General features: G+C 53.6%; 15 protein-coding genes. 7 read left to right on the top strand and 8 right to left on the bottom strand.

Going from position 1 to position 19,905, the window contains the following annotated elements:
• Positions 1-66 precede the first annotated feature (66 nt).
• Positions 67-1,839, bottom strand: a complete 1,773-nt coding sequence (locus ACXADZ_RS22760; protein WP_475200187.1) for a glycosyltransferase family 39 protein — start codon at positions 1,837-1,839, stop codon at positions 67-69.
• A gap of 799 nt (positions 1,840-2,638) precedes the next feature.
• Here ACXADZ_RS22760 and ACXADZ_RS22755 point away from each other — a divergent pair.
• Positions 2,639-4,006: an arylsulfotransferase family protein gene (locus ACXADZ_RS22755; protein WP_475200185.1), complete on the top strand. Its 1,368-nt coding sequence runs from the start codon at positions 2,639-2,641 to the stop codon at positions 4,004-4,006.
• Positions 4,007-4,474: 468 nt separating this feature from the next.
• Here ACXADZ_RS22755 and ACXADZ_RS22750 read toward each other — a convergent pair whose 3' ends face one another.
• The gene (locus ACXADZ_RS22750; protein ID WP_475200183.1) at positions 4,475-5,776 is read right to left on the bottom strand and encodes a right-handed parallel beta-helix repeat-containing protein; all 1,302 of its coding nucleotides are present in this window, start codon (positions 5,774-5,776) and stop codon (positions 4,475-4,477) included.
• A gap of 430 nt (positions 5,777-6,206) precedes the next feature.
• Here ACXADZ_RS22750 and ACXADZ_RS22745 point away from each other — a divergent pair, with 430 nt between their 5' ends.
• Both ACXADZ_RS22745 and ACXADZ_RS22740 read left to right on the top strand, forming a co-directional pair.
• Positions 6,207-8,282, top strand: a complete 2,076-nt coding sequence (locus ACXADZ_RS22745) for a right-handed parallel beta-helix repeat-containing protein (protein ID WP_475200181.1) — start codon at positions 6,207-6,209, stop codon at positions 8,280-8,282.
• 126 nt (positions 8,283-8,408) lie between these two features.
• On the top strand, positions 8,409-9,206 hold the full coding sequence (locus ACXADZ_RS22740; protein WP_475200179.1) for a sulfotransferase family 2 domain-containing protein: 798 nt from the start codon (positions 8,409-8,411) through the stop codon (positions 9,204-9,206).
• 6 nt (positions 9,207-9,212) lie between these two features.
• Here ACXADZ_RS22740 and ACXADZ_RS22735 read toward each other — a convergent pair whose 3' ends face one another.
• The gene (locus tag ACXADZ_RS22735; RefSeq protein ID WP_475200177.1) at positions 9,213-10,073 is read right to left on the bottom strand and encodes a capsular polysaccharide synthesis protein; all 861 of its coding nucleotides are present in this window, start codon (positions 10,071-10,073) and stop codon (positions 9,213-9,215) included.
• 253 nt (positions 10,074-10,326) lie between these two features.
• On the opposite strand from ACXADZ_RS22735, the gene ACXADZ_RS22730 reads away from it, so the two are divergent.
• Together ACXADZ_RS22730 and ACXADZ_RS22725 are read left to right on the top strand one after the other, a co-directional pair.
• Complete coding sequence (locus tag ACXADZ_RS22730) at positions 10,327-11,046, top strand: sulfotransferase family 2 domain-containing protein (protein WP_475200175.1); 720 nt, start codon at positions 10,327-10,329, stop codon at positions 11,044-11,046.
• 32 nt (positions 11,047-11,078) lie between these two features.
• A complete protein-coding gene (locus ACXADZ_RS22725) occupies positions 11,079-12,422 on the top strand; it encodes an O-antigen ligase family protein (RefSeq protein ID WP_475200173.1) in 1,344 nt (447 codons plus the stop codon).
• A gap of 14 nt (positions 12,423-12,436) precedes the next feature.
• On the opposite strand, the gene ACXADZ_RS22720 is transcribed toward ACXADZ_RS22725, so the two are convergent.
• Genes ACXADZ_RS22720 through ACXADZ_RS22700 form a run of 5 tightly spaced genes read right to left on the bottom strand, consistent with a single transcriptional unit; the run spans position 12,437 to position 17,694 of the window.
• Entirely contained in the window at positions 12,437-13,117 is a 681-nt protein-coding gene (locus ACXADZ_RS22720) for a polysaccharide deacetylase family protein (protein WP_475200171.1), read from the bottom strand.
• Positions 13,114-14,157 carry a lipid II:glycine glycyltransferase FemX gene (locus ACXADZ_RS22715; protein WP_475200169.1) on the bottom strand — a complete coding sequence of 348 codons (1,044 nt, stop codon included), beginning with the start codon at positions 14,155-14,157 and terminating at the stop codon, positions 13,114-13,116. Before ACXADZ_RS22715 ends, ACXADZ_RS22720 begins: the two co-directional genes overlap by 4 nt.
• The gene (locus ACXADZ_RS22710) at positions 14,157-15,101 is read right to left on the bottom strand and encodes a sulfotransferase (RefSeq protein ID WP_475200167.1); all 945 of its coding nucleotides are present in this window, start codon (positions 15,099-15,101) and stop codon (positions 14,157-14,159) included. The genes ACXADZ_RS22715 and ACXADZ_RS22710 overlap by 1 nt, the downstream gene beginning before the upstream one ends.
• The gene (locus ACXADZ_RS22705; protein ID WP_475200165.1) at positions 15,098-16,168 is read right to left on the bottom strand and encodes a glycosyltransferase family 2 protein; all 1,071 of its coding nucleotides are present in this window, start codon (positions 16,166-16,168) and stop codon (positions 15,098-15,100) included. The genes ACXADZ_RS22710 and ACXADZ_RS22705 overlap by 4 nt, the downstream gene beginning before the upstream one ends.
• Positions 16,169-16,182: 14 nt before the next feature.
• Entirely contained in the window at positions 16,183-17,694 is a 1,512-nt protein-coding gene (locus tag ACXADZ_RS22700) for an oligosaccharide flippase family protein (protein WP_475200163.1), read from the bottom strand.
• 353 nt (positions 17,695-18,047) lie between these two features.
• On the opposite strand from ACXADZ_RS22700, the gene ACXADZ_RS22695 reads away from it, so the two are divergent.
• Positions 18,048-19,310 (top strand): nucleotide sugar dehydrogenase, encoded by a 1,263-nt coding sequence (locus tag ACXADZ_RS22695; protein ID WP_475200161.1) that lies wholly within the window; start codon positions 18,048-18,050, stop codon positions 19,308-19,310.
• Positions 19,303-19,905, top strand: a 603-nt coding sequence (locus tag ACXADZ_RS22690) for a glycosyltransferase (RefSeq protein ID WP_475200159.1), incomplete at its 3' end; no start/stop codon positions are given. The genes ACXADZ_RS22695 and ACXADZ_RS22690, both read left to right, overlap by 8 nt.

Raw genomic sequence — 19,905 nt, 5'->3', positions numbered from 1 at the left:
GAAGCACTTCAGACAGAGATGTGGGAGCTTCCATGATGTGTGACGGCGTGGCTAAGCCATTTCTATCTAGTCAGGTATTAGCGATAATGGTTGTGTCCTAGGCTCAAAGAGTTCCGCGCTAGCCCGCAATTTTTCGATTTTTAGTGTAGGCTTATAATTACTGAGCACTTCGCGTCGGGCGTCGGATATAGTGGGTTTTTCTTCAAAAGGCCATGTGATCAGCCAGACGCGGGCATCTGGGTGCGCGCGCAAGGCTGCCTCATGCTCTGATACAACAAAATTAGCATTGTTGATGTAATAGAACAGAGGTGTATCAACCCAGTCGCGCGCCTGCCTCATAAACACAAGATCATCCGGGCGCATTTTAGGTAGTATTGCCTGCGCAATTCCCTGGTAATCGTTCGGAGTGCCGGGCTTTTGGGCTGCATAAGGCACACTGAACGCAAACACGATAACACATGTCCCTATTGACGCCAGCCTGAGGGCGGTATGCCGGAACATCCAGACGGCACCCGCTGCACAGAGGATCAGAAGATAGGGTATGAAGAGTAAAAAGGCCCGGTTGGCCAGAACATATATCTCGTACGATGTCACAAAAAGGATCAGCGGTGAAACTACTGCGAGAAGCCACAAAAGTAAGGTTCTTTCCTGTGGGTAGTGCAGGGTCTTCGATGGCAATCTGGGGATCAGCGCGCGCCAAATCGTGCCTATCACAGGAATAAGGAGCGCCAAAAAGGGCAAAATGGACATTGCCATCAGCGCTTCGGTCCGGCGGTGTGCGATAGAGGCAAGCCAAAGCATGAAACAGGCTGAACAGGCGGCAGTAAAACCCAAAACCCAAAAGGGGATGTTTTGTTCTACGCTTACGACCGGCGCTTCGCGCTTTGGTGCTTTTAGACTGGCTGCTAGTAGCAGCAGAGAAAAGGCGAGAAGAAGCCAGATCCAGACCGGCTCAACCTGCAGCATCGGAATGACGCGGTGATCTTTTGCAAAAAGGAACCCGAAGGAGAAATACTCAATCAGAAAATCAGGTTCTGGATCGCGGGTTGCGGCTTTGCGCGCGCGGTAGGCCACATGGGTCAGCGCTGGAGCGGACAGTATGAAGGCAAGAGCCTGAATCTGAAACAGTCGAGGCCCCCGTCTTAGATTAATCCAATGTGAAAGTTGCCCCGCTTCCTTCTCGGGTCGGGGTAAAACAAGTATTGTCCAGAACAGGTGAAGCAAGATTAACGGCCAGAAGAACTCGACTGTCAGAACTCCTGCCAGGACTGAAGCGATATAAGCTATCTCGATTTCAGGTCGTGGCTTGCGTGTCCGTACAAGAGATATCAAAAGCCAAGTTGCCAAGAGTGAAAGGAAGGCGCCTGCGACATACATGCGTGCCATCTGGCTCCAGAAGATATGGAAGCCGTGAATCGCTAGCAATAACGCAGCCAGACATGCGACGGTCGATCCGAACACGCTCCGCGCGATCAAGAAAATCAGCGGGATCGAACTCAGAGCAAACAGAACCCCCGGAAACCGTAGCGCCAAATGAGAGGTTCCGAATGTTTTGGTCCAGCCCAACATGGCCACATACCACCCCATGGGATGCGGCTCGTCATGAAAGTGCCACCAGATCGTTGCGGTAAAGCCAAGCCGTGGGGGTGGTTCGGAGATGTCGGGAACAAGATGGATACCGGGAACGTAGATTTCCGGATGAGAAAGACTGCGGGTTTCAATTCCCCATACCCGTAGAATGATTGTCAGTACAATTATGATTGCCAACGCAATGAAGACGACCAAGTTTCGGTGCTCACGCCTAATTCGGAAAACACTATTTTTTTTGTGTATGCTCATAATTTCAGTCTGGCAAAAAACCAAGTGTAGGTTGTTGATCATTAAGTCGAAGAAATTTGAGCAATATTACGATAAGTGTTGCGTATTGGAATACATTAGTGTTCCAGTTCACGAAGCCAGCGTGATAGCTGGAAGGCATTAGCAGTTGAGCCCCCATGAGATACAAGCCCAAGAACGGGTTGTCTTACAATAACAGCTTGAGACGGCTTGGATCCTTATCAACTCGGCGCGATCCTGAGATGAACCAGGCGCCAGCGCTGGCAGGCGGTTCTGGTTTGCCGGATTGGACTTTGCGGTGCCGGATTTCTGAACTCTGAGCGCCGTCAAAAGACGCTGAACTTGAACCTTCCATACCGTGGAGGGTCAGTTCCTAATGACAAGGAACTTCAACAAACAGGTCGAGGAAATCCAAATCCGCGTAGCTATCTTCAACTGCTACAGCGCGCTTGGCATGCCCATTGCAGAGGCTATAGAATAAGACTGCCGCACACAACAAAAACTCCTACCTCTGGGAAGACAAATTGAAAACTAGACGGACATTTGACAAAGGATATACAAAATAGCCCCAATTGGATGATGCTGTGGGTAATGGCGCCAACAGATCTCCAATTTGGTACGATTGGGCATTACCAAAAACGAAACATTCATTTGCGTTCCCGTCAATTTAGCGCCCGATATCGCTTGCGGTGCAAGTTCTTGTTTCCACAACTTGGCAATGTCGAACTCTCTCTGTTACGCTGCAAGAGCACAGTATGTTTTCGGTGGCTGTGATTGCAGTTTGCGTTTACTTGAGGATGAAATGACCTCAAATTTTTTTGATAAGTGGTTGAGGCGCGTTTTTCTTTTGTCTTTGGCTTTAACCATTGTGGCAGTTGCCTTCGCATATGGTGCCCTTGCGGCTTGGAAAAACCTTCCACCGATTCCCCAGATCAAGCGCATATACAGAACGATGACTACTCTAGGGGACCCTGACGTGATCAGCGGACCGGTTTACCACCATCTGCAGCCTTCTCGGGGCCAAGGAGAGGGCGTTACTGTCAATTCGCTCCCAGACGATAGAGCGCTGGTCTTTATGACCGGATTTTTTGAGGGTGAGAACCAAGCGCGACTAATTAAAAGAGATGGAACAATCGTCCGAAAATGGTCTCTTGATTATTTCAAACATTATCCAGACCCGGCGACCCGTGTTTGCGAGATGGGCTCACCACTTCGAGTGGATATACACGGGGCGCATGTGACATCGCGGGGCGAGTTGGTATTCAACTACGAGTATTGCGGGCTCGTAAAGCTCGACCAATGTGGTGAATTGATGTGGCGCCACAGCAAGCCGGCGCACCATTCCTTGGTGCCATCGGAGGCGGGAGGTTACTGGCTTCTCGGGCGCTACGAATGGCTTGCGAGCGAAAACCCGGGCCGCCTGCCTCCATTCTCTTCTCCGGCAACCAACGATCCGATTGCTGAGGATACGTTGCTCCGGGTCAGTGAAGACGGACAAGTGCTCGAAGAATTCTCCTTTCCACAGCTTCTAATCGATAATGGCCTAGAAGCGTTGCTGACAGCAAACGGTGACGGTTTCGGGCTGGAAGCTGTAAAGCAACAAGAGGTAATGCATACGAACAAAGCGGCAGAGTTACCATCCGCAATAGCCAGCGCCTTTCCACTCTTTGAGGCAGGGGACTTGGCGGTTTCCGTCCGAGAATACAACCTTGTGGTGGTCTTCGACCCTGTGAGTAAAAAAGTAAAATGGCATCAGACTGGCCCATGGCTGCGCCAGCATGATCCTGAATTTCGTGACGATGGAAGGATTTCAATCTTCAACAACAATACTTACCGAACGGCCTATGAACATGAGCGCACCATTCTGAGCACACCTTTTACAACGAATATTATCGCCGTCGACCCGGTTAGCCGTGAAACAGAAGTAATTTTCGGAGAGCAACTTGGGGAGGAGATGCTGAGCGTCGTTCGAGGCGAGCATCAACTGCTAGAAAATGATGGAATGTTGATCACTGAATTCGACGCGGGGCGCGTGTTGGAGGTCAATGCTGACGGGCAAATCGTCTGGGAGTACGTCAATTTCTATAACGATGATTTTGTAGGTGAAATCACTAATTCGGCTCTTTTTCCTGCAGATTATTTCCAGGATGAACTAAGAAACTGTGGGTAATGCACTTAGCCAACGCATAATGTTTAGCGCTTTATTTTAAGCATGTCGCACTAGGTGTAGGTTATTAAAAAAGAGGCTGGCGTAACCTAGTTCTGGGAAGCATCAAAACATTTTATTTCAGTTTCCCGAGATTTCACACGTATCGCTGTACCTAACTTTGTTGCATAAATCCCATGTGCTGTGTCACTAGTGTTTCACTTCACGAGCCCAGTATGTCTGCTGGAGGGCGTGAGCGGTTGAGTCCCTGTGAGATACAAGCCCAAGAACAGGTTGCCTTACAATTACGGCCTGGATCCTTATCGACTTGATTTAATCCCGAGATGACCCGGACGCCAGGCCCCGGCGCTATAGCCCGAACCGAAGCCATCGACGCTTCAAGATATCTGAGCCACGCCGTGTGGCTGCGATTGAGAAGATACCACCGCCGAAGCCGCAACTAAACTAAGATACACTGTGTGAAATCGTGGCTTAATTACGAGTTGGGTATTTTTTTACCAGCGACGAACCGGCATTAAAACGGTCAATTTCACTATCGGGGCGCACACCATATTCATGAAAGCCGTTTTCCTGTCCAGTTGCGTAGTAGATGAATTCACGGTCGTAGTACCCCGGAGCCGAAGGAGACTGATCCTGAATGATGACGTTGTTGAGCACCACCCAATCCTTTTGGTTTTTATATCCGATGATGCCTCCGACGGCGTTTTGTTCGATCACCACATAGGTGGACCCTGAGACATTGATACGGGGAACTGTGACATTCCCCGTTTTGGCCCGGCGAACCCGGATGACTGAATTCTTACGTATCGAAAGATTGTCGATTCCATGAACGGAAATCCCGTGTGTCTGAGCATTGTAGATGACGTTGTTTTCGATCAGCACATTCTGGTGGCGTAACATTGGATTGCTCAGGTCTTTCTTGTCGCCGCCCATCCAGATCGTCTGCGTATAATCCCCCGCGCCCATATCAAGGATATTGTTCCGGATGGTAATCTCTGTGCTACGCCGGTTAGAACTGCGCATGATTTGTATCATGTCTGCATGATCTTTGTTACCCTTCGGTCTACGGAAATTGTGCATGTGATTGGCTTCGATCAACAGCCCATCAATCGCGCCGAGGCCAATGCCGTCCGAGCGGATGTTATAGAAATTGCTGCCGCGAATTTTGAGGTCGACAACACTGTCTCCGGTCAAACCTTTCCACCAGGAGCGGAATATCGAGCTTTGAATGGTGATTTTGGCGCTGTCCCGGATACGCATCCCACGCCCATGCCCAATTCCTGACCGATCACCCCCATCGAATACTGAATTGGCAATGGTTATTCCCCGGCTATTCAGAATACTGAACCGATTGGTCGTGTCCTTGTCGCCCTTTGAGTAAGCATAGTCGAAGTACAACCCGTTTAATGTAATATTCCCAGATTTGTTCAGGCGCAATTCGGTAAAGCAGGCTGGCGATATCGAGTTCGCTGAGCTGATTGTGACAGGGTTCTTGAAAGCCTTTTTGATTTTCAGAGCGCCGTAGTTTCCGCCTTCCAGAATGAGCGTTTCACCGCCATTTGCATTTTTGATCGCGTTGGATAGTTCAGAGGCATTGCGAATGGTCTGTCCACTTTCCGTACCGGGGGCATTTGTTGTGATCTTCCCGCCGGTGCAGGCCGGTGCGGCAAATGACAGCGTTGAAAGGGCCAATAGAAATATACAGCCACATGCCAGTATCCTGATAGAGCTGTATCCGTTCCTCATAAGAAGCCTACCACTAGTTACACCCATCGCAACAAAAGGCTACGGGTATGGATGAGTTGAGTCTACAGAGCCGTGTTGCAAAGGTTGTTGAAGGTGTAGGTGGGGCAATCGCGCAAGTTTACGCTGCGGCACCGGGCAACTCGTTGCCTATTCCCTTTAAAGATACGCGATGACACGCCGGAATAGTGGCATTTCTGTGACCATTGTTGCGATAAGAGAATCAATTCGTAGAACCTGATGTTACCGCCAAGGGAAGGGGAACAATTCCCGGTATCGAGTATCGAGTTCACTCGGAAATGACAGCAATTGGGCAATATTGTCCCAATACAGGCAACAGTTTCCAAACATAGCCATATTCTGGCCCCTCTGTCGCCTTCGTGCGGCTGTTCCTTCTGTCCTGGGTGTGCGGGATCTCGTGCGCTGCCACTCACAGCGCCTATGAAACAGAAGGTGAATTATGTCTACGACAATCACGGTAACCTCTGCAGCGGAACTGAATCAGGCTCTGTCTCAGGCGAAAGGTGGGGAAACAATACTGCTTGCTGCAGGCGATTACGGATCGCTCAGGCTCAGTAACACGCAATTTGCTTCAAACGTGACAATCAAGTCTGCTGATCCGAATGTGATGGCGAGTTTTTCCGAAGTGAAGCTTCAAAATGTTTCGAACATTTCGTTTGACGAAATCAAGTTCGATTACACCTACAGTTCAGGAAATTCGAATTCCACGAACAAGTTCCGGATTGAAAACAGCAGCAACATCAGTATCGACAATTCGGTCTTTGACGGCGACTTCGCCAGTGGCACCGGCACAAGCGCCGACGGCACGGGTTTCGGAAAAGGTCTTGTAATCCGGGGATCGACCGGTGTCGACGTAACCAACACCGAATTTCATTCCTGGTGGAAAGCGTTGGGGGCATCCAATTCGAGCGATATCAACTTTGTTGGAAATAACATCCATACGATCCGCTCTGACGGTATTTCGCTCGGAGTAGTTCAGAATGTTCTGATCGAGAATAATTATATTCACGATTTCGGTGGTGCCGCGGGGTCCGGTGATCACCGCGACATGATTCAACTCCAGCGCTCCAGCGGAACTGGTAGCAGTGATATCACCATTCGCAACAACGTTCTTGACATGGGATCCGGCGACCTGACCCAGAGTATTTGGGCAGGTAGTGACAAGGCCAGTTACTCCGACCCGGCGGGCTGGCACTATAATATCGTCATTGAAGACAATGTTATCTACAACGCCCAGGCTAATGGTATCGGTATGTACATGACCGATGGTTTGACGATCAATAGCAACACGCTGGTTGCGGTGCCTTCGTCTCAGACCGGTGGCGTTGCCATTCCAAAGATCCTCGCGTCGGGTTCCAAGAATGTGACGATCGAATACAATGCGGCATCCGCTATCATAGGAGATAATGGACAGCCGGACTGGAACGTTCAGAACAACGTCTATATCCAGAATACGGATTCAAATGCGCCCGGCTATTACGACACTCAGTTCGTCTACCACGCAACCGCTGCGTCGGATGGGTATAACCAATATGGTGTCGCTCCTGGCAGTACGCTGGATAACATGCTTGCAGGGTCGAGCTTGGTTGATCTGTTTCCGCTTGACTACGACAGCTGGGTTGGAAGCTCCAGTACCACAGTGGTTAACCCCGGTGGTTCGGGAACAAATAACACGGGCACGACCTCGCCTGACAGTGGTACATCGACCCCGACAGCGCCCGATAGTGGTGGCTCGCCCCCGACCTCGCCTGACAGTGGTACATCGACCCCGACAGCACCCGATAGTGGTGGCTCGACCCCGACCTCGCCTGACAGTGGTACATCGACCCCGACAGCGCCTGATAGTGGTGGCTCGACCCCGACAGCGCCCGATAGTGGTGGGGCATCGGCTCCAACCGGATCGCAGTCTCCGATGGTCTTCGATGATTTCGTTTTGGATATTGCCGGATTGCCGCACAATGATCAGGCAGAACTGAGAGACGATGCCCAAATCGTCGATACGGTAGATGGCCCTGTCGTTCACCTCGACGGTCATAAGGATCAGGTAAAGATTGGGCGGCTGCAGGAGTTCGAGAATTCCGACCAGCTTGCCTTTACCGTTGAGTTCGCCCGCGATGAAGCCGATGGTGCCGCACAGCGACTGGTCTGGAATAAGGGCCATGTGGGACTGACTTTGCATAAAGATGGCTTGAAGGCGCATGTCAAGAACAACGATGGCAAGTTCCATGAAGGCTTCTACGTACCTGATCTGGGACTGAATGACACTGAGACACACGAGATTACTTTAAAGGTGGATCAGGTTGAGGACCGCTTGCAGGTTCTTGTTGACGATCAGGTTGTGCTCGACAAAACGGATGTCGATTTCGATTTCACCGGTGGCCGGGAATGGGGTTGGGACATTGGTTTCAGCCACGGGCGTTATGCTGATGGCAACCTCAGCGCTTTTGCGATCGATGACGAGGTGCAGTTCGTCGATGATACAGCGGTGGTTGACGATACTGTTTGGCTCGGATGATCTGATCATGGCTTCTTGCCAAAACACATAGGAAAAGAAAGGATGGATTGAGATTTCTCGATCCGTCCTTTCGGTTTTAGTTGTATTGGCAATCTCGTACGACGTCCTGCATAAGAGTTTTTTGTAATGATTGTCTCTGACCAGTACAGATTTGTATTTATTCACGTCCCCAAATGTGCTGGAACGTCGGTCAGATCTGCGATCCTGCCATACCACGACGCAGACAAGCAATTCTTAAGAACAGTCGAAGTGCACCCTGAACTTGGTCCAATCGACTTCAGGCATCTTCCTTTGCCGCTGTTACGTGATCTGGATTCCGAGGTTTTTGAGAAACTAAAAACCTATGACAGCTATGCCTTGCTGCGTGATCCGTTTCAGCGGTTTCGGTCTGCGATGTCACAACGGGCAAAGATGTATCTGGGTAAGGAATTCGCGCAACTTGACACAATAGAACTGCGGGACGAGATCAACCGTGTACAGGATTATCTGCTGTCTGCGCCTATTGTGATTAAGCCGGAATTCATTCATTTCACGCGCCAGTCGGATTTTGTGGAGATTGAAGGCGAACGCATGGTGCGGAACATATTTTCGGTCGACCATCTTGATCGGTTTGCCCGAGCGATCGCCCGTCGGATTGGGGTTGACGAGCTGCCGATGGGGCACGCCAATAAAACAACAGTGTTTCGCTACCCGCAGTTAAAACATGTGGCACAAACCGGGAGCGCTGTCGCCCGTCGTGTTCTTCCTGGAACACTACATGAAACGCTGCGACGGTCAGCGAGAAAGATGCTAATGAAATCAGGGGCTAAAACCGAACAGCCGGTTTTTGCTGAGGCACAGGTTCGTAACTTTATTGCCAACTACTACGAAGCTGATATTGCGCTTTACAAAGAGGTTGTATCGGATGTGGTCGTTCACTTGTGAAGCCGCTCAAGTCCCGTCTTCTCTGATCCCCAGTAGCGCTCTGGCGGTAGCAATCTGATCCTTGTCCCAGTTCCAGCGCAGCTTCTGCACAGGAACTGAGTCGGATTTCAGCAATTCAGCGATCTCACCATTATGTTTTCCATTTGTTACTGCATCATGCACCAGATGTGGTCCAAAACAACCGATCTGTGGGATCTCATGGTAAGCATGGCGAAAGGACCGGCTGGTCAGAAACAGATAGTCGAGCATGATATGTGGCCAGAAATAATTATGCGGTTTGACTCTGTCTTCCCAATAGGCAAAGCTGGCCTCTTCCCAGAGTGAGATGAATTGGCCCGCCGGTTCGGAGGCAAGAAACCAGTTTGTCATTGTGCGGCGAATACCTGGCCAGATGAACCACGCGTCGTTTTTGGTCCAAGTGAAGGCAAAAAATCCCCGCTGCGCCACAACAGGAAGCCAGTTATCCAGAGGAGCAAGGCAATATGTAGTTGCATCCACCCAGACACCCCCATACTGCCTTAGAAGCCTCAGGCGCAGCAGATCGGCATAGGACTGGACCGGCAGTTTTGATGGGTCGTGGGGCAAATCGACGATCTGAGATGCGCTTTGGGCATCCAGAACACGAATGTCCCAACCCTGGTTGTGCGCGCGCCATGAGGAGATACAGTCCTTGACGAGTTCGGGGGCGTTTTCTTCACCGCGATCCCAATATATCCAGATAGTTTTTGGGATTGAGCGGGGAGCGGAGCGTGTAAAGTAATTGGGTTTTCCGTTCAGCTTTCTGCGAGCGCGTCGCCCGATCGACGGCAGCGTCCGGGCACCTACAATCAAAATGAACAACCATGTCCAGGGCTTAACAGTGCGCATGCATACTCCACTACACCTTCAAACTCATCTTCTAATCACCACCCGATTATTGCACCAGTCATGCTTGGCATATCATCGGATTTCCAGCTTGGGCGTCACCTCATCGTGATGGGGTGGCAACAATAAGGGGTAAAATAGATCATTGTTGGATGGTAAGCCTCAAGATAGCGTCACATCTGTGGCTCTATTGTAAACGGCTGTTAGAAACGTATGATTCTGCGGAGTTGGGGTTTGAGCCCGAAGGGTAGATATTATGGCGGTCGTTTCGCAAGTTTTAAAAGCCGTTTATTTTGATATTACAAAGGTTGGTAGCAGCAGTCTTAAAGAGATGCTGTGGGAGTTGGACCATGGCGAACCTTTTAAAGGGCGCGGGGTCAAGCGCGCCGTTAACAACCTGCATTGGCGGCTCGCGCGCGCCAAACTAATTCAGCCGCGCAATATTCATGAGCAGGGCGGCTATCGTACACAGATATTTTCCCGAGCCATTGTCCCCGACGGCTATGTGACATTCACTCTGGTTCGCGACCCTGTTGCTAAAATCAAATCGGCTTGGCGGGACAAGGTGCATCGCAATCAGTTCCGGTGGCGCAACGAAGAGATGGATATCGAAAATGAAGGCTTGCCGTTGGATCCGTCGTTTGGCGAGTTCATTGATCATTTCTATGAGTACCGCGCGGTTAGCCGCCCGGTGCGCGTACACACGACGCCCTATGCATGGCACCTAGGGGGCGACATCAATCTGTTCGATCATGTGTTCCGGTTGGAAGCGGTGGAAGAGATGAACGCGTTTCTGAGCAAGCGTCTGGGAAAACCACTTCCGATTCATCATGTGAACAAATCCGAGTTAGGCCAGCGAGATGGTAAGCTGACACACCAGCAGATTGATGCTTTGTTGAACATCACTCAGGCGGATTATGATCTCCTTGGGGGTATGTATGACATCAAGGCTGCAGAGGAGCGCCTGGCCGCCTGACAATTCAGGCGCGAACGAGGAATAGTGACGCAATGACGCTTGCAGTACGATCCAATACCAAAGCCGTTGGGGCCGCGAGCGCAGCATCGCCAAATCAGTTTCTGATTTTTCTCTTGGTTCTTTCGCTTGTGATGCCCTTTTTCTTTTTCATGGGTGGTCTGCGGTTGAGCATGTATCGGCTCTATCTGATTTTGATGGCGTTTCCCATATTGGTCCGGTGGCTCAACGGATCTGGGGGGAGCGTACGCCTCCCGGATATTCTAGTGATTATGGCTAGCCTTTGGATGACGGGTTCTCTGATGAAAAATCACGGGCTGGTCCAGTGGCAATTCGCCGGCATCCTGATGTTGGAAACATTGATTCCTTATCTTACGGCGCGCGTACTGATTAGGGATCTCGCGTCTTTCCGGGTCTTTGTACAGTATTACTTCGCGATCATACTGTTAATGCTACCCTTTGCGCTTATCGAAAATCAGACTGGAGATCCGGTCCTGATGGAGCTTTTTCGTGGGGTGCTAAACGTCTATCGCAATGTAGCGCAGGAGCCCCGGTTGGGGTTAGAACGCGCTCAGGTTACTATGCAGCACCCGATCCTGTTCGGAGTGTTCTGTGCTCCGGCCTTTGCCCTGTGTTGGTATGTCATCACCCCGCAGGGATCTCTCTTTAAAAAAGCAAGACGCCCGTTTGTTGTTAGCGTTGCGGTTTTCAGTTCACTCTCTTCTGGTGCGTTCCTCGGTATTCTATTTCAATCGTTCCTGATTGGCTGGGACGAGTTGCTGAAAAAAGTCAAAAACCGCTGGAAAATCTTCGCGTTTATCTTTGGCTCACTTTATCTCGTGCTGGAACTCGCGTCGAACCGGAATGCCTTTCAGATCATTGCCAGTGAGTTGACCTTTTCCGCTGGATCTGCCTGGAACCGAATTAATATTTTCAGAAATGCCATAGATGACATTTTCAGGAATCCTGTATTGGGCCTTGGTCTCAAAGATTGGACGCGCCCCGGTTGGCTGAGATCAAGCGTCGATAATTTCTGGCTGCTCATTGCATTGCGCTATGGCATCCCAACCTGGTTTTTATTGACATTGTCCACACTGGTTGTTTGCTGGAAAGCAGCGACCGCTCCTTTGACGAACGAAGTTGCTTTGGCTCGGCGCGGATATATAATTGCTTTCATCGGTATGAGCATCTCGGCGTTTACCGTCCATCTGTGGGACGCTACATATTGCATATTTATGTTTCTTTTGGGGGCTGGGGTATGGTTTTCAGATTCAGCCTGCACACAGAACAATGCTGAGGAAAGCGACCCGGATCAGACGAAAAGGAGGGTAGTCAGGTATACAAGATTTGCCGACTACCCTGCTGGAACACAATCCTGAAACTGAGGGTTGATTTAACCAGTCACCATCCATTGTCGCCTGATCATTCCAATCATACGGCGCAGCTTCTGCGGTCGGGACATCCGCCCGTCCAGAATCGCTCGCATGTCGCTCTGGGTCATATCGCCACGAAGGGATGTGCGTGGTCGAAGGAAAGCCTGATGCCGGAACAACCCGCCGTCGCTGGACCATGCTGCAGTATATCCGGCTGTCCGCAAGGCTCGCAGAACCCGCGCATCGTACCTGCCAAAGGGTATGCCAGCCTCGGTGACCTTATATCCGCAGATATCCTCGAGTTGGGCGCGCGAACTCCCTAGTTCCTTTTCAAGATCAGTATCGCTGAGACTGGTCCAGGCGACATGGTTGATCCCATGACTGCCGATCATCATACCGGCGTCCGACAGGGCGCGTAAATGCGATGCATCCAATGAGCCTGGCTGTCCGATCCGCTTGGTCAACACAAAAAACCGCGCCTGCAGTCCATGGGCCGCCAGCGCTGGTAGGGCGATACCGTGATCCGACAGATTGCTATCATCGAAGGTGATCGTGAAACGGGCCGGGTCAGACGCCGCCGCGATCTGACCGATCACATCATGGAACTGGTCGGCGGACAGCCAATAGGGGGCCTCACCGGGTTCCAAATCGCGCTCAGGTGTTCCGATGCCGTGAAAGTTGATGCCGATCGCGCCTGTCATTCACGAGCTTTCTTCAACCGCGCATGCGCCGCCTCAGCCGCACCGATCAGGGCAGAAGTTACGCCCGAGGGGCGGAATTCATACGGGCCTGCCGCCTTCAGGTCGATCCCGCCGGTGCGCAGCTTGAATTGTGTAACGGTGGGATTGCTGTCGGGGTCCACACCGTTCAGATCGTACCACTTCAGACCCAGCTCGCGGCAGCGCAGTATCGTCTGCCACATCAGGAAATGACCTGCATTGGGGCGTCGGCCTGCCTGTGAGGTGGCGCCAAATATATACACGGCCCGGCGCCCCGTACGCCCGATGGTCATTGCGGCGATATCGACCCCTTTCTGCTGCGCAAACAGCACCTCATGGGGAAAATCGGACCCTTTCAGCGCATAGTAGAACTCAGGCGGAATGTCCGCCTCAAAGCCCTTGGTCTCCTGTACTTCCTGGTAGAGTGTCTGAAACCGGTCAGCGGCTTCGGCGATCGGTACGATATCAAGCGTCAGACCGGCCTTGAGGGATTTGCGCAGGCTGTTTCGCCACTTGCCATGCAGGCCCCGTATCAGGGCGTCTTCGTCCTGATCGCAGTCGATAAGAACGGTGCTGTGGGGGGGCGAGCGATCTGTCGGGTGAAAACCCGCCTCCTGCGCCACAAGGTCCAGTTCGGCAGGATCAAGTGCCGCCGAGGTTGGCAGGCGCAGGCGCAGAATATGCCCGCTGTCCTGCGCATAGCCGCGCAGCGCGGCAAAGACCGCGCGCTGCGCTTCTAGTGTGGGGGTCGCGCCGTCCGCAGTTACCATCATGGGTCCAGCGGCGATCCAGGCGATCCCCCGGTTCAGTACCGGTACCCGCTTGATCCGCAGGCAGGCTGCGGCAACAGGGGTGTCCTGTGCGTCATGCAGGCTGATAAATTCGGCCTCTGCACCGATCCGTGCAGCGGCGGCCTGCGCATAGGTGAGACACTGTTCATAGGTCAGGTCATCGAATCTAGTGCACAGCTCGGGCCAGTATTCGGGCGCAACCCGGCGCAGGGAAAGTGTACCGTCCGTCATCAGGTTTCAGCCGCCTTTGACCGGGGGTGCAGCATTTGTGCCAGAAAGGTTTCTTCGGTATCCGCGAGCGGTTTGGAGGCTCGCAGGGCAAAGTGTTCGGGAACTGGGGGGCGGGGTTGCGCCGACACCGTAACACCCTGCGCATTCAGAAAGCGTGCCACGTCGGACAGAACCTGTTCCGGGCTGGCGCATAGGGCCTCGTAGCCTATCTGGAAATGCCGCGTACGCCCGATATGGGCGCAATCGCGTTCGATATCCTGCGCAACGCCGGTAACCTGCCGGCAGGCTCTTTCGATATCGGTATCGCCGCCAGCATTTGATGGGCGGACGGACCACCATTCTTCGTGATCCCGCTCGGGTCCTTTGTTGCGCCGCTGCGCCCGTATGATCGACCGAGCGGTGTCGCTGGCATCGCGACGGACCTCAAGAAACAGGCAACCGGGAAACAGCGCATCCAGCAGCCGCACACGATTGGAATGCATTACGTTCTTGTTGATGAAGGGGGCGTTTGCCAGCGCTGACATCCCGGCCAGCGTGGCCCGAATTTCGTCGGCAGGCAGCGTGGGCAACAGGCGCTCATCCTTCCAGGGGCCGTCTTCAAGCCAGCGCTGCCAGATCCATCCGCCCTCATTTGGCGCGGCCCAGCCCGCAATATGGCCGTAGTCGCTTTGATAGGCCGGTTCATGGGGGGCAATCAGGTATCCACCCACGCGGGTCGCAGCCAGAGGTGTCTTGTAGAAGCGGTGCGCAAGATTTGAGAAATAGGCAAAATCGAACCCAGTGACCATTAGTTCGTAAAACAGCGAGGTTCCCGAACGCGGTGCCCCAAGGATGAAAACATGCGGCCATTGGGCATCTGCTTGCCGGGCAAGCATCCTAGTCTCTAACGGGGCGAGGGCGGTGTGAACCGCCCCGCGCAGGATCACTTTGGCAAGGGTTTTCATGCCGCCATATCCGGGTTGGGCTGTGGCGGCGTCTGCCCGCGTGGGGGCCGGAACAGGGCGCCAAGCAGAAAGGCAAACCGTGCCCGCCAGGCCTTGGCGCCTTTATGGTCGGGCCGGACCAGGCCGATCGGCAGGAACCAGACGGCCCGCAGCAGATCGCCGAACGCCATCAGCAGCGTTGCAATCCAGGCGATCAGAGGCCCGCGTGTGAAGCGCAGGAACAGAATATGACCCTTAGAGATTTCGATGGCCTTCCACGGGGCCACCTTGCCGGTGGACACCGCCCCGTAATGCATCAGTTTGATCTCGGGGTTGTAGCGAATTTTCAGGCCGGCCTGCCTGATCCGCCAGCACCATTCCGTTTCCTCGCTATACATGAAGAACCGGTCGTCCATCATGCCGACCTCATCAATGACCCGTTTGGGGACCATCATGAAACAGCCGGCAACGGTATCGACATCTTGTACCGTATCGCGACTGCGCAAGGTATAGCGCTGATCGCCAAAAAGCCGGGTTTTGCGGATGAGGCGATTGGGGATCAGCGTGTTCCAGAACACGCTGCCGAGCGAGACCTGACGAAACAGCGTGGGTTGCTGCGCACCGGTCTCAAGCGCGACATGCCCGGCCAGAACGCCGACTTCCGGGTGGGCGTCCATATAGGCCACGGCGCGGTCTAGTGTGCCCTCGTAAACCTGTGCATCGGGGTTGAGAACCAGGACATAGCGGCCCTGGGACTGCCGGATGCCAACATTGTTGCCCCAGGCGTATCCGCCATTCTGGCCGGTCGCCAGAACGCTCACCTGCGGAAACGCCGCGCGCAGTGCCGCAACGCTGTCGTCGCTTGATGCGTTGTCGACCACGATGATCTCAAGCCGCAGGTCGTCGCGATGATCCAGCAGCGACTGCACTGCCTCAGAGGTCACATCGCGGGTGTTGTAGTTCACGATGACGACGCTCAGATCAAACAAATATTTGGGGTCCACATTTGTGGGGTCGTGCGTGGTTTCGGACATCTCTCCAACGGCATAATCCACAGGCGTATGTCTCAATGTATCAGGGTCGTGCATTGATTTCTGCCTGTTCATATCTGCTGGCGGCGCAGACGCCTAATCAGGGAAAACATCAGGGTTTCAAAGCCATCCGGCCGCCCAGCCATGACCCACAGAGCGATATGGCTTGTCGTGTAGACTACAACCCCGACAAGGACTTTCGTTGAGACAATGATCAGAAGGCGGGGCACATGCACGCCGGACCGCAACGCGAAATCGGTGGCCATAACCGCAACGGCCATGATGGCGCAGGCCAAAAAGCTGCGCCAGCCGACGGTCAGTGGTTCAAAGAACCCCCCGTTGCCGAAACGTTGGGCGATGATCAGGGTCGCAGTCAAAGCTGCCAGATTGGCCAGCCCGGTTGAAACCAGCGCACCGGTGAACCCGTATTGCACGCCGATCCACATCAGGGCGCAGACGACGACCAGCAGGATCGAGTTTCTGACGAACAGGATGGATGTCGATCCCTCGATATAGACCGCCGAGCGAACATTGGCCTGCAGCCCGTTGAGTGCGTAGAGGGGGGCCAGAATCCAAACGACCTGCGCGGCGGCGATCCATTTATATCCCAGTCCGAACAGGATCGCATCTTCGGCAACCAGCGCGAAACCGACGGCAACCGGCAGCAGGATGGCCAGAAAACCGGCATTGATCTTGCGGAACCCTTCCCGGCTTTGGCCGGTCTTTCGCGACAGGTCGGCCAGCCCCGGATACATGACCCGTAAAAGCGGCGTGAACAATTGATGGGTGACGACATTGACCAGCCGGGTGCCTACCCGGAACAGACCGGCATCCGCCAGGCCCAAAGTGGCGCCGATGATAAGCTGTGGTGCATTGGTGGTCAGAAACTGGGTGAATTGAGCCCCGATGGACCATGAGGAAAAGGACAGGCTGTCGCGCCACCGTGACAGCGAGAATCTGGGAACCATAGGGGCGATGGAATAGGTGCAGATGCCGCGTGCCACCTGACCTGCAAAGCTGGCAACGACAACCGCCCAGTAATCCCGCCACAGCCAGGCCAGGGCGATGGCTGATATGGCGTAGACAAAGCGGCTGACCGTTTCTTCGATGGCAACATATCCGAACCGTAGGCCGCGTTCGAACAGCAAAAAACGGGGGCTTCGGATCGCGATGACCAGTGACAGCGCCGAAAGGACCGGCATCAGTTTCGTCAAGGCAGGGATCTCGAACCACTCCATAAGGGGCTGAAGCGCCCAGAACAATGCCGCGGCAACAAGCCCGAAGATGATCTGGAAGGAGAAGATCGTATCCAGATGTTCAACCGTTACATTTTCTAGCCGGATAAGAACCAGCCCGATCTGTCGCTGAAACATCTCCAGCAATGCGGTTGCGATCAGAAAATACGCGATGATACCGAAATCCGAAGGCGTCAGCAGGCGCGCCGTTACGGCAAGCGTTACAAACCCCAGACCTTGCCGGAACACACCGGAAGCAAGCAGTGTTGCTGCTCCGACCGCAAGCGCTGAGCGGCGCGGCAGCACACTGGGGGCCGGATCAGGATTGGGGAACTGCTGCACGCTCACAATATTTCCGTTTTTTGGATAAAGACCCGGCTGTCACGCCAATGTTTCCTTCATAGTTTTCACCAAGGTTTCGTAATGAGCCGCAGAATCTCAAATCTGGCCATCTGTCGAACTGACTGATAGTTAAATCAGGCAAGGGTTCTGTATATCGAGTGCTCATTTTTTTATTCATAGTTAGAAGGTTGTGTAATGTTTTTACGAACGTCTCCAATGCGTGTCAGAAATTTGCATCACATTGCAAGGTGAATTTTCATCAGTTTCTCAGATTGGACTCTAACTATACAAGGGTGCCAGATGTTTCTTTTTGGTGGCAATAAGAACGGGAGCCGCCAGTCATTAAACGGTAAAAGAGTATGAAGATTGCGATTTTTGGTTTGGGGTATGTTGGCTTCACGGCAGCGTGCTGTCTGACCCGCGAGGGGCATGAGGTGATCGGCGTCGATGTGAATGCCGACAAGGTCTCCGAAATCAACGCCGGGCAGCCCCCGATCAAGGAACCGAAAGTGGCCGAGTTGCTGACCGAAGCGTTGGCCAGGAACCTGATCCGCGCCTCGGTTGAAATGCCGGACCTCAGGGATGTGGATCTGGCCATCGTCTGTGTCGGTACGCCCAGTTCCACAGATGGCTCGCATAACATGAGTTTTGTGGCCGAGGTGACGCGCCAGATTGCTGAAACCGTATCGCCGGACCGGGTGCCGCCTCTGACGGTGGCGTACAGGTCCACCTTCCGGCCGGGCACCGTTCGGCAGCTGATCGAGCCGATCTTTCAAAGCTATCTGGGCGATCGGACGGCGCAGGCGGTCGAGATTGTCTATAACCCCGAATTCCTGCGCGAGGCTTCGGCGGTAGATGATTTCTTCAATCCGCCCAAAATCGTTGTCGGTACAGCAGACGGCAACCGATCCGCAGTGATGGATGAAATGCACGAAGGGCTGGATGCGCCGGTGTTCTATACCGCCTTTGAAGAGGCCGAGATCACCAAATTCGTCGACAATACCTGGCACGCCACCAAGGTGGCCTTTGCCAATGAGGTCGGCCGCATCTGCCACAGCATGGGCGTATCCGCCAAAACCATGCACGAGATTTTCGTCTCGGACACTAAGCTGAACATCTCGGCCTATTACACCCGTCCCGGGGGCGCGTTCGGGGGATCGTGCCTGCCCAAGGATGTGCGGGCGCTGCAGCATATCGCGGGCGAGGTTGGGGCGCATACCCATCTGATCGACAGCCTGTTGCAGACCAACCAGGCGCACAAGACCTATCAGGCGCAGGATATCATGGCGCGGTTGCCTGACGGGGGCCGGGTGCTGATGGCGGGGCTGGCCTTCAAGGCCGGAACCGACGATCTGCGTGAAAGCCCCAATGTCGATATTGCCCGGCGCCTGTTACAGGCAGGTTATCAGCTGTCGGTCTATGACCCGGCCATCAAGCCTGCCGATCTGCGCGGACAGAACCTGGGCTATGCCTTTACCCATTTACCCAATGTGGGCAGCCTGCTGGTGGATCGCGCTACGGCCGAGGCCGGACCCTGGGATCTGGTGGTTGGATCAAACCGGATCGTGAATGACCTGAACCTTGGCGATACAGAGGTGCTAAGAACTTATGAATATGACTAGCCCCGTATCCGCCATTCAGCCGATCTCGTTCGAGGAACTGCGCCAGAGCCAACCCCTGAAAGGGTTGAAGGTTCTGATTGTGGTGGAAAACCTGCCCGTGCCCTTCGACCGCCGCGTCTGGATGGAGGCCCGCACGCTAGCCGCCGCAGGCGCGCTGGTCTCGGTCATCTGTCCGACTGGCAAGGGGCATGAGGAGCGTGTCTGGGAAGACGAAGGCATCAAGGTCTATCGCCATCCGCTGCCTTTGGATGCCAGCGGCGCGCTGGGGTATCTGTTGGAATATGGCGCGGCGCTGTTCTGGGAAAGTTGGCTGGCACTGAAGATCAAGTTTACCCGCGGTTTTCACGTCATCCATGGCTGCAACCCGCCTGACCTGATCTTTCTGGTGGCGCTGCCCTTCAAGCTGTTTGGCGTGCGCTATCTGTTCGACCATCACGACATCAACCCTGAGCTTTATGAGGCCAAGTTCGATAAGCGCGGCTTTTTCTGGAAGCTGATGAAGACGTTCGAACGGCTGACCTTCGCCTCGGCCCGGGTATCGATCGCCACCAATGAAAGCTATCGCAAGATCGCCATCGAACGCGGCGGCATGGCG

The sequence above is a fragment of the Ruegeria sp. ABM4_193 genome, assembly GCF_056158705.1.
The sequence above is the reverse complement of the archived record's forward strand: the minus strand, read 5'-3'. Positions and strand labels throughout refer to the sequence as shown.

Coding starts and splice junctions, on each gene's coding strand:
- ACXADZ_RS22710 (WP_475200167.1), bottom strand. CDS start 15,101: ATGAAAACCCTTGCCAAAGTGATCCTGCGCGGGGCGGTTCACACCGCC.
- ACXADZ_RS22695 (WP_475200161.1), top strand. CDS start 18,048: ATGAAGATTGCGATTTTTGGTTTGGGGTATGTTGGCTTCACGGCAGCG.
- ACXADZ_RS22705 (WP_475200165.1), bottom strand. CDS start 16,168: ATGCACGACCCTGATACATTGAGACATACGCCTGTGGATTATGCCGTT.
- ACXADZ_RS22720 (WP_475200171.1), bottom strand. CDS start 13,117: ATGACAGGCGCGATCGGCATCAACTTTCACGGCATCGGAACACCTGAG.
- ACXADZ_RS22745 (WP_475200181.1), top strand. CDS start 6,207: ATGTCTACGACAATCACGGTAACCTCTGCAGCGGAACTGAATCAGGCT.
- ACXADZ_RS22750 (WP_475200183.1), bottom strand. CDS start 5,776: ATGGGTGTAACTAGTGGTAGGCTTCTTATGAGGAACGGATACAGCTCT.
- ACXADZ_RS22735 (WP_475200177.1), bottom strand. CDS start 10,073: ATGCGCACTGTTAAGCCCTGGACATGGTTGTTCATTTTGATTGTAGGT.
- ACXADZ_RS22755 (WP_475200185.1), top strand. CDS start 2,639: ATGACCTCAAATTTTTTTGATAAGTGGTTGAGGCGCGTTTTTCTTTTG.
- ACXADZ_RS22730 (WP_475200175.1), top strand. CDS start 10,327: ATGGCGGTCGTTTCGCAAGTTTTAAAAGCCGTTTATTTTGATATTACA.
- ACXADZ_RS22760 (WP_475200187.1), bottom strand. CDS start 1,839: ATGAGCATACACAAAAAAAATAGTGTTTTCCGAATTAGGCGTGAGCAC.
- ACXADZ_RS22715 (WP_475200169.1), bottom strand. CDS start 14,157: ATGACGGACGGTACACTTTCCCTGCGCCGGGTTGCGCCCGAATACTGG.
- ACXADZ_RS22725 (WP_475200173.1), top strand. CDS start 11,079: ATGACGCTTGCAGTACGATCCAATACCAAAGCCGTTGGGGCCGCGAGC.
- ACXADZ_RS22740 (WP_475200179.1), top strand. CDS start 8,409: ATGATTGTCTCTGACCAGTACAGATTTGTATTTATTCACGTCCCCAAA.